The sequence below is a fragment of the Novosphingobium sp. genome (genome assembly GCF_031424035.1).
In the GTDB taxonomy this organism is placed as follows: domain Bacteria; phylum Pseudomonadota; class Alphaproteobacteria; order Sphingomonadales; family Sphingomonadaceae; genus Novosphingobium.
This window is the reverse complement of sequence record NZ_JANPGP010000054.1, coordinates 26,694-34,757: the sequence shown is the minus strand read 5'-3', so window position 1 is coordinate 34,757 and position 8,064 is coordinate 26,694. Positions and strand designations below refer to the sequence as shown.

7 protein-coding genes are annotated in these 8,064 nt (G+C 61.2%); 5 read left to right on the top strand and 2 right to left on the bottom strand.

The genetic code is table 11. The features are described 5' to 3' along the window. The coding region (locus RMO89_RS08290; protein WP_310532445.1) for a histidine kinase dimerization/phosphoacceptor domain -containing protein at positions 1-1,061 on the bottom strand (1,061 nt) is incomplete at its 3' end. Positions 1,062-1,453: 392 nt separating this feature from the next. Beyond that, the gene (locus tag RMO89_RS08285) at positions 1,454-1,639 is read right to left on the bottom strand and encodes a host attachment protein (protein WP_310532444.1); all 186 of its coding nucleotides are present in this window, start codon (positions 1,637-1,639) and stop codon (positions 1,454-1,456) included. A gap of 584 nt (positions 1,640-2,223) precedes the next feature. Here RMO89_RS08285 and RMO89_RS08280 point away from each other — a divergent pair. Genes RMO89_RS08280 through RMO89_RS08260 form a run of 5 tightly spaced genes read left to right on the top strand, consistent with a single transcriptional unit; the run spans position 2,224 to position 8,056 of the window. Then, on the top strand, positions 2,224-3,948 hold the full coding sequence (locus RMO89_RS08280; protein WP_310532443.1) for a DUF1592 domain-containing protein: 1,725 nt from the start codon (positions 2,224-2,226) through the stop codon (positions 3,946-3,948). Next, the gene (locus RMO89_RS08275; protein WP_310532442.1) at positions 3,945-5,291 is read left to right on the top strand and encodes a DUF1552 domain-containing protein; all 1,347 of its coding nucleotides are present in this window, start codon (positions 3,945-3,947) and stop codon (positions 5,289-5,291) included. The genes RMO89_RS08280 and RMO89_RS08275 overlap by 4 nt, the downstream gene beginning before the upstream one ends. Next, a complete protein-coding gene (locus tag RMO89_RS08270; RefSeq protein ID WP_310532441.1) occupies positions 5,288-5,782 on the top strand; it encodes a VOC family protein in 495 nt (164 codons plus the stop codon). Before RMO89_RS08275 ends, RMO89_RS08270 begins: the two co-directional genes overlap by 4 nt. Beyond that, the gene (locus tag RMO89_RS08265) at positions 5,779-7,425 is read left to right on the top strand and encodes a hypothetical protein (protein ID WP_310532439.1); all 1,647 of its coding nucleotides are present in this window, start codon (positions 5,779-5,781) and stop codon (positions 7,423-7,425) included. Before RMO89_RS08270 ends, RMO89_RS08265 begins: the two co-directional genes overlap by 4 nt. A 37-nt stretch (positions 7,426-7,462) precedes the next feature. Beyond that, positions 7,463-8,056: a TetR/AcrR family transcriptional regulator gene (locus RMO89_RS08260; RefSeq protein ID WP_310532437.1), complete on the top strand. Its 594-nt coding sequence runs from the start codon at positions 7,463-7,465 to the stop codon at positions 8,054-8,056. Positions 8,057-8,064: the final 8 nt, after the last annotated feature.

Genomic DNA, 8,064 nt, shown 5'->3' with positions numbered 1-8,064 from the left:
GGAAGGACAAGCGATCCGTTCAACTGCCGAACAAGCGTGTGGATGACCTTCATGCCAAGACCCGTCTTTATCAACGGATCGTAATCTACGGGCATACCGACGCCAGTATCCGAGACCGTCAAGGCAAGCATCGTCGCATCGCAGTCCAGATCGACGCTGATGGTCGCCTTGATGTCTCCACAATGCTTGAAGGCGTTGGTTACAAGTTCGTTTGCGATCAGGCCCAAGGGAATGGCTTGGTCAATCGACAGATCACACTCGGCAGTTTTGACCGCCATCTTCATTTTACTGTGGCTTAGCGACGTGCGAAGGTCGCGACACATTTCTTCGAGGTAAGTGCCGAACTCAAAAATGCCGCGTTTCTCGCCCATATAAAGACGATCAGGGATGCGTGCGACGGCGATAAGCCGCGCCGAAGCAACATCCAGTGCCTGCCTGACTACCGCAGACTGGGAAGTGCCGCCCTGCATTGACAAAAGTCCTGCGATCATCGCGATGCTGTTGCGCACACGATGATCGATCTCCCTTATCAGCATGTCCTTGTCGGCAACGGCCTGTTTGAGCTGCGCTTCAAGCGCCATGCGCTCAGATAAATCGAAAAAATGGCATACCACGCCAAACGTCCCGTCAGGTAGCGTCATCCGATCGATGCGCCATTCATAGGCCTCTGTTTGGTCGATGTTTTTCCGCTTTTCGACGACGCCGTGGTTGATATAGAAGTCTCCGGTCTCCAGCGTTTGCCGAAACCTGCCGATTATTTCAGTTGCGAACGGCTCGGGCCAGAGAATACGAACAATCTCCGCAAAATCGCGACCGATTAGCGGATCGATTCCCCCAAAAACACCGACTGTGCCGAGACTCGTGTGCAACATTTTGAAGTCGCTTCCGACGACATACACGCCGAACGGATTGTTGCGAACAAGAGCTTCGAAGGTCGCCGCATTCGACGCCAGTCTAATTTGTGCGTCGGTCGTCTCGGGCACACCCTCCGCAATACCGACCACGAGCGAGTCATAGGGTCTTGCCGCTACCCCTTGGGTGAGTGGTATCTTGTCGGCCATTGTGTGCCCCAACTCTTCGCTCGACTGTCACAATCAGCGAGATGCGATCCATTCCAATATCGGGTCAGTATGGAACATAGCCAAACTTCCGGGTATTACCAGAATGATAACGGTTATGCCCATTTCAGATCATATTGCTATCTGCCGCTTAGTGCGCCCTGCAAAGACTAAATCTTGAACTTATCGGCAAAGTCGGCTTTTGCCAGTTGGCGCTCAAAAGCCGACATTCCGGAATCCACGACATTCGAGACATAGGTGCTGCCAGGTCGGGTTCACAAAAGCCGCCGCAAGCTGGCGGTGAGAGCGAGCTGAACGAACGACGGTTTTCAGAACGACTATATGGCATCGGAATGGTCGCCTCTATCAGCGCATGCAGCCGTCGCCAGCCAAATCTAGGCTGCTGCAATGGTTCTTTCCACATCGGCGACCGAATGGCCGGTAAGGTCCTTCGAAATCTCTCCAATCAGCACGGCAGAAAGAGCCTTGTGATAATGCTTGCGCAGCTCGCCCAGTGTACGGGGTGCAGCAACGATTATGAGCGCATCTATCTTACCCTCAAGGACGCGCTTGTTCAGCATCGCAACGGTGCCTGCCGCAAAGCTGCTTCATCCTGCTGGCTATCCGAAGGGTTGGCCGAACTACTCTGATGTCTGCCGCCAGATCCCTTGTTCTCCGTCGAGATTGCAGCATCGGGCATGACCGTAAGCTTCGGCGCAGATTCCTCGCCATCGTTATGATACAGGTTCAGTATTTCATCGTCAGCGACGGCGACAATCGCGTTTTGGGTATCTTCATGAAGGTTCCTTTTAGGGCTCGTTAAGTGCGTAGCGCCTGAGCTGGACGAATGGCCCCATAACCTAGCACTTCCGATACTTGGGCTACCTCAACGGACACATGAACGAACGAAAGGTTCTTGGCCGCGCGACCGAGCGCTGATCGATGGCTATGTCAGCGTGAGCGGTTGCTGCGGCGGCCTGCATTTCACCAGCGACGTGTATCATCAAAGGTTCAATCTCCAACCGATGTTCGAACAAACTCATTTATGCGCTACAATATCGCATATCTTGACGGCATATCTACCTCGCTGTTATGTGCCTCGGTCTAGGTTTCACCAGCGCGCACAATCACATTTTTTGCGCTGGTCTGACGGGGAGAGAATTGGATGCCCGGTTCGGGAGTCGATCGCGGCAACAAGACTGCCCTGCGAGGTTTGGCGCTGGCTGCAGCGGCGGGAGTGGCAGCGCTCTCCATCCTGGCAATCGGACCCGTTGGACCGCTATCCGCGCAGAACGCCGTTACGAGCGAAAATCCATCAGGGGCAATCGGTCTGCGCCGGCTGAACGAGGCGCAATATGGTCGCAGTATCGAGCAGGTCTTTGGTTCCGGCATCACCATTCCAGGCCGGTTCGAACCATCACTGCGCGAAAAGGGCTTGCTGGCGATTGGTGACGCTCATGTAACGGTGACAGGCTCCGGCTTCGAGCAGAGCGAATTGCGTGCACGGCAGATCGCCGCGCAGGCCTTCAAGGAAAAGCGAGTCTCGTTTGCTTGCGACGGTGGATCGACCACTTTTGACGATACCTGTGCGCAGACTTTCATCCGCGATCTTGGTCGTCAGCTTTACCGGCGCCCGCTGTCAGAGGGTGAAGTGGCCTCGATCACCGGCCTTGCTCGCACAGCAGCGGGCAAGAGCGGGTCGATGGCGCGCGGGCTGCAGGCGGCGCTGGAACGCATGCTGGTGTCACCCAACTTCATCTTCCGCATCGAGCGGACGGTGGCGGACCCGGCTGCGCCGGGCGGGCGGCGGCTGGATGATTACTCGCTGGCCACGCGGATCAGCTACCTGTTGTGGGACGCCCCGCCTGATAGGGCCCTGCTCGATGCCGTAGCGCGCGGCGACTTGCGCGATCCGGCCCGCACCAGCCGCCTGATCGATGCGATGCTGGCGTCTCCCCGCTTCGAGCTGGGTACCCGGGCATTCTTCTCGGACATGTTCGGATATGACCAGTTCCAAGGCCTCGCCAAGGATCAGGCGATCTATCCCAAGTTCAGCTCATCGCTCGCCCGCGATGCGCAGGAGCAGACGCTGCGGACCATCGTCGACCTGCTGCTGACGAACCGTGGCGACTATCGCGATCTATTCACCACCCGCAAGACCTTCATGACCCGCAGCCTTGGCGCGCTTTACCGGGTGCCGGTGTCCGCGACCGCCTTTGATGGCTGGGCGCCCTATACGTTCCCGGCGAGCGAACCACGCAGCGGCATCCTCAGCTTGGCCGGCTTCCTCATGCTGGACCCGACGCATGAAGGGCGCTCCTCGCCAACCATCCGCGGCAAGAGCGTGCGCGAACTGCTGCTGTGCCAACTGGTGCCGCAGCCGCCGGCCAACGTGAACTTCCAGCTCGTTCAGGACGTAGCGAACCCGCTCTACCGCACGGCGCGCCAGCGGCTGACCGTGCATCAGGAAAGCCCGGCCTGTGCCGGCTGCCACAAGCTGACTGATCCGATCGGGCTCTCGCTCGAGAATTACGATGCGGTGGGCAATTACCGGACGCATGAGAACAGCGCGCTGATCGACGCATCGGGCTCATTCGAGGGCAAGCCCTACGTCGGCTTGCTCGGCCTTGCGGGGCGGCTGCGTGAAAGCGAGGCGGTGCCCAGCTGCCTGGTGCGCCGGGCGTTCGAATATGGGGTGGGGCGTGAGGCCACCGACACCGATACAGCCTTGCTCGAGCAGTCAGCGGCGCGCTTCGCGGCGGGCGGTTACCGGTTCCCCGCACTGATGAAGAACCTCGCGATGAGCGATGCGATCCGCGCGGTCGCGCCGCTTTCGACGGCTAGGACGACCGCAAGAAATGCCGGTCAGGCGGAAGGAAAATCACGATGAGCAAGTGGTCCAGGCGCAGCCTGCTGCAGGGAATGTTGCGCGGGGCGAGCGTCGCCGTGGCGCTGCCGCTGTTCGACATGTTCCTTGACGGGAACGGCGAGGCTCTGGCCAGCGGCGCGCCGATCCCGACGCGGTTCGGCACCTGGTTCTGGGGCTGCGGGGTCAACACCGCGCGCTGGTTCCCCAGCAAGCTCGGCAAGGATTACGACCTCAAGCCGGAGCTTTCGCCGATTGGCGACCTGCGCAGCAAGGTGTCGGTCTTTTCCAACTTCAACTGCGTGCTAGATGGCAAGCCGAACCTCGTCCACTGGTCGGGCGTCATGGCCACCATGTCAGGCGCGGCACCACTGACCGGCGGTGTGACCGGCGGCACGAGCCAGTTGCCAACGCTCGATTGCCTGATCTCCGATCATATCGGCGGGAATACCCGTTTCCGTTCGCTCGAACTGGCCTGCACCGGGCAATCGAATGTCAGCTATTCAATGCGCGCCGGCTCTACGGTGAACCCCAGCGAGGTCGATCCGGTCCAGCTCTATCGCCGCATGTTCGGCAACGAGTTCCGCGATCCCAACAAGGCGGAATTCACGCCGGACCCGGAAGTGATGCTCCGCCAAAGCGTGCTGAGCTCGGTCAAGGAAGAACGTGAGGACCTGATGCGCTCGCTCGGTGCGGCCGACCGGCAGCGCGCCGACCAGTATTTCACTTCCGTAAGGCAGGTCGAACAGCAGCTCGGCAAGCTGCTCGAAAAGCCTGAGCCGGCGCAGGCCTGCGTTCTGCCGACCGAACCCGGCAAGCGCGAGCTGGGGCCGACGTGGGACGTGGCCACGCGCACGCACGACTTGCTGGGGCAGCTGCTGGTGATGGCGCTCGCCTGCAACCAGACGCGGGTGTTCAACATGGCCTTGTCCAACGCAGGATCGAACTTGCGTAAACCCGGCGATCCGGTCGCGTTCCATGAACTGACGCACGAAGAGCCGGTTGATGAAAAGCTCGGCTACCAGCCCAAGGCCACGTTCTTCATCGAGCGCAGCATGGAGACGCTCGCCTCCATGCTCAAGATGATGGACGGGGTGAAAGAAGGGGCGGGGACGCTGCTCGACAACAGCCTTGTGCTCGCCACGTCGGAAAGCAACTTCGCCAAAATCCACTCGGTCGACAACCTGCCCATCCTCGTTGCGGGTTCGGCGGGCGGGCGCTGGAAACAGGGGCAGCACATCAGCGGCAATGGCGATCCCAGCTCGCGGGTCGGCCTGACCATCCAGCAGGTCATGGGCATGCCGGTCACCGAATGGGGCGACGGCGCGATGAAGACGAGCAAGCCAATTTCGGAGGTCATGGCATGAAGCGCCTTGGGATGAACCTGTTGGCGGCGGGGCTGCTGGTGGCCGGTTTGCCGGCTGTCGCAACCGCGCAAGCCTCAGCCGCGCCGGCCATTTCGCCCGAAGGCATGGTCGGACCCGCGCTTTACGTCACCGACCCGGCCCGTTCGCTCAAGTTCTACACCGAAGGGCTCGGCATGATGCTGCGCATGCGCTTTGGGCCGACCCACCGACCTGACGTTGTCGTCGGCTTCGGGCCGAACCCGGCCGAGGCCGGGATCATGCTGATCACTGACAAGTCGGGCCCGATCCGGCCGATCGAACACGCCCACGGGTTTGACAGGATCGCGCTGCGCATGCCTGATCTGGCTGGGGTTGCAGCGCGCTTGGAGAGTCTGGGATTCAAGGCTGGCGAGATCAAGGTCGTTCACGAATCGATCCGCATGATGATGGTGACCGACCCGGACGGCTACCGGATCGAACTGATCGAAACGCCCGGGAAGCCGGCGTCGTGATCGGTGCCCGTTCCGCAGCCTCGATTGCGCTGGCGGCAAGCCTGCTCGCCAGCACGCCCGCGCGGGCCGATTACATCGGCCCCAGCTATGTCGAGATACCTGGCGTCGATGGCGGCGCGCGCCATCCCGTCTTCCGGAACTGGGTGCAGGCCGAGGCGAATTATTGGACGAACCACCCGGCGCGGCGCGAGATCCGGGGCATTTCCGGCAAGGAGAGCGGGCTCAAATTTACCGGTCCGACATCACCGGCCAGCGGGCCTTCGGTGCTGGCATTGTCAGTGGCAAAGGACAGCCCGGCTTTGGCGCGGCTCATGGAAATCTGCCGCAGCGGAACAGTCCTCAGCCAAGTGACCTATGCCGAATCCGCAGACCTCGCCCGGCATATCCAGGAACACGGCCCGCGCCCTGCGGACGTGCCCGAATTCTATCGCTACACGCTAAGCAACGTACGCCTGTCATGCCCGGTTGCCGAGGGCGCGCCCGAGCAGGCCTTTGCCCTGAACTTCGAGGGCATCACACGGATCAATCATGCGCCGCAGCCAAAGCCCCGGGTGATAACGACCAAGCCCGCCGTCCTGCCGCCAGCGCCCAAGGGCGGGGATGGGCGGACTTTCCTCATTTCGTGGTTTGCGCCGATCGCCGATGCCAATGATCGGCAGTGTCCGCAGATGAACCGCAAGCCGACTCAGGAAGAATATTACGCGCTGATGTCGCCCGAGCGCGCGGCGCAGCAGAAGGCTGCACTGGCCAGCAAGGGCGGGGCCAACACCGTTGTTCTGCCCTATCGCGGCCCGGACGAGATGAACGTTATCCTGCTTCCCGGCATTGTCGCCGATCCCGGCTATGTCGCCCCGCGGGCGGATACGGTTCGCGGCTTCGACCTTGATGGCAATGACGGCACAGCCCCGTTCCCGGCAAGCACCCGGCCGCACCCGAACTACACCTCTCCCGATGGGCGCAATGGCATCGATAACCAGCTCTTCACGGTGCAGGGCTGTATCGCCGGTTGGCGCCGCAATGGCTTCCTGCCGATGATCGGCAACGAATTGCGCCGCGCCGGTGGCTTGTCGATGCTGGTCGATATCAGCGGAGTCGATGACTGGCGCAATGACGACGATGTCGCGGTGACGCTGCTGTACAGCGCCGATCCGATGAAGCGCGACGGCAGTTCCAAGATCGTCCTGCCGGACTACTCGTTCCGGGTGAATGCCAATCCCGAGTTCTCGCAAAGCTTCGCCCGGTTTCGCGGCAAAATCGTAAACGGCGTGCTGACCACCGGCGTATATCCGAAGGTCACGATGCATGAAGGTCCGGCCACCACCTGGACGCTGGCGGATGCGAGGATGCGGATTGAGTTGGGCGAGGACGGCACGATGAAGGCCGTGCTTGGCGGTTACCGCGACTGGCGCAAATATATCTCGTCGGCCTTCTTCCAGGCATCCGACTATGAGAACACCATCGGCTTCAACAGTCCCGGAATGTACAACGCCGTGCGCCGTGCCGCCGATGGGTTGAAGGACCCAGCCAGCGGAGAATACACCGGAATTTCCGCCGCCTATGAGATCGAAGGCATCCCGGCGTTCATTCCTCCCGAAGACCGGCAGGCTTTGGGCAAGGGCGGACAGTTCAAGGCGCGGAAGTAGCTTTGCAAAGCCGCGCCGGCTTGGGCATAGTACACCCATGCATTCAAGCCGCGCCAAAGAGAGGATGTCGAAGCCCGACGATGCCCGCGCGCTGCGTTCGCGGCAGGCGCTCCGCAATGGCCTGCTTGACCTGCTGGGCGAACGCCCGCTGCACGAAATCACCATTCGCGATATCACCGGCCGGGCAGGGGTCAGCTACCCGGTGTTTTTCCGCCGCTATGGCAGCAAGGAAGAACTGCTCGCCGAAGTCGCCGCCGAGGAAGTGCGCAACCTGATGGCGCGCACCTATCCGGTGCTCGAAGCCGAAGGCCCGGACGCCAGCCTTGGCGCGATTTGCGCGCATATCCAGGCGAACCGGGCGCTGTGGACCTCGCTGCTCACCACCGGCGCCGCGCCGGCCATGCGCGAAGAATTTGCCCGCCTCTCTGCCGAATACGGGGTCACTGGGCCTCGCGCCAACCCGTGGCTGCCGGTGCCCCTCGCCTCGGCCTTTGTGAGCGCTGGAATCTTCGAGATCCTTGTCTGGTGGCTGGCACAGCCCGAGGACTATCCCGTGCAGAACGTCATCGCCTTCCTCAATCACCTTGTCGTGCAGCCGACCATTTTCGCAAAAGAGATCAAGCTGATCTGATTGAAACT

Bases quoted from the DNA above. Each gene is read 5' to 3' on its own strand.
- RMO89_RS08270 (WP_310532441.1), top strand. From the start codon at position 5,288: ATGAAGCGCCTTGGGATGAACCTGTTGGCGGCGGGGCTGCTGGTGGCC.
- RMO89_RS08260 (WP_310532437.1), top strand. From the start codon at position 7,463: ATGCATTCAAGCCGCGCCAAAGAGAGGATGTCGAAGCCCGACGATGCC.
- RMO89_RS08275 (WP_310532442.1), top strand. From the start codon at position 3,945: ATGAGCAAGTGGTCCAGGCGCAGCCTGCTGCAGGGAATGTTGCGCGGG.
- RMO89_RS08280 (WP_310532443.1), top strand. From the start codon at position 2,224: ATGCCCGGTTCGGGAGTCGATCGCGGCAACAAGACTGCCCTGCGAGGT.
- RMO89_RS08285 (WP_310532444.1), bottom strand. From the start codon at position 1,639: ATGCTGAACAAGCGCGTCCTTGAGGGTAAGATAGATGCGCTCATAATC.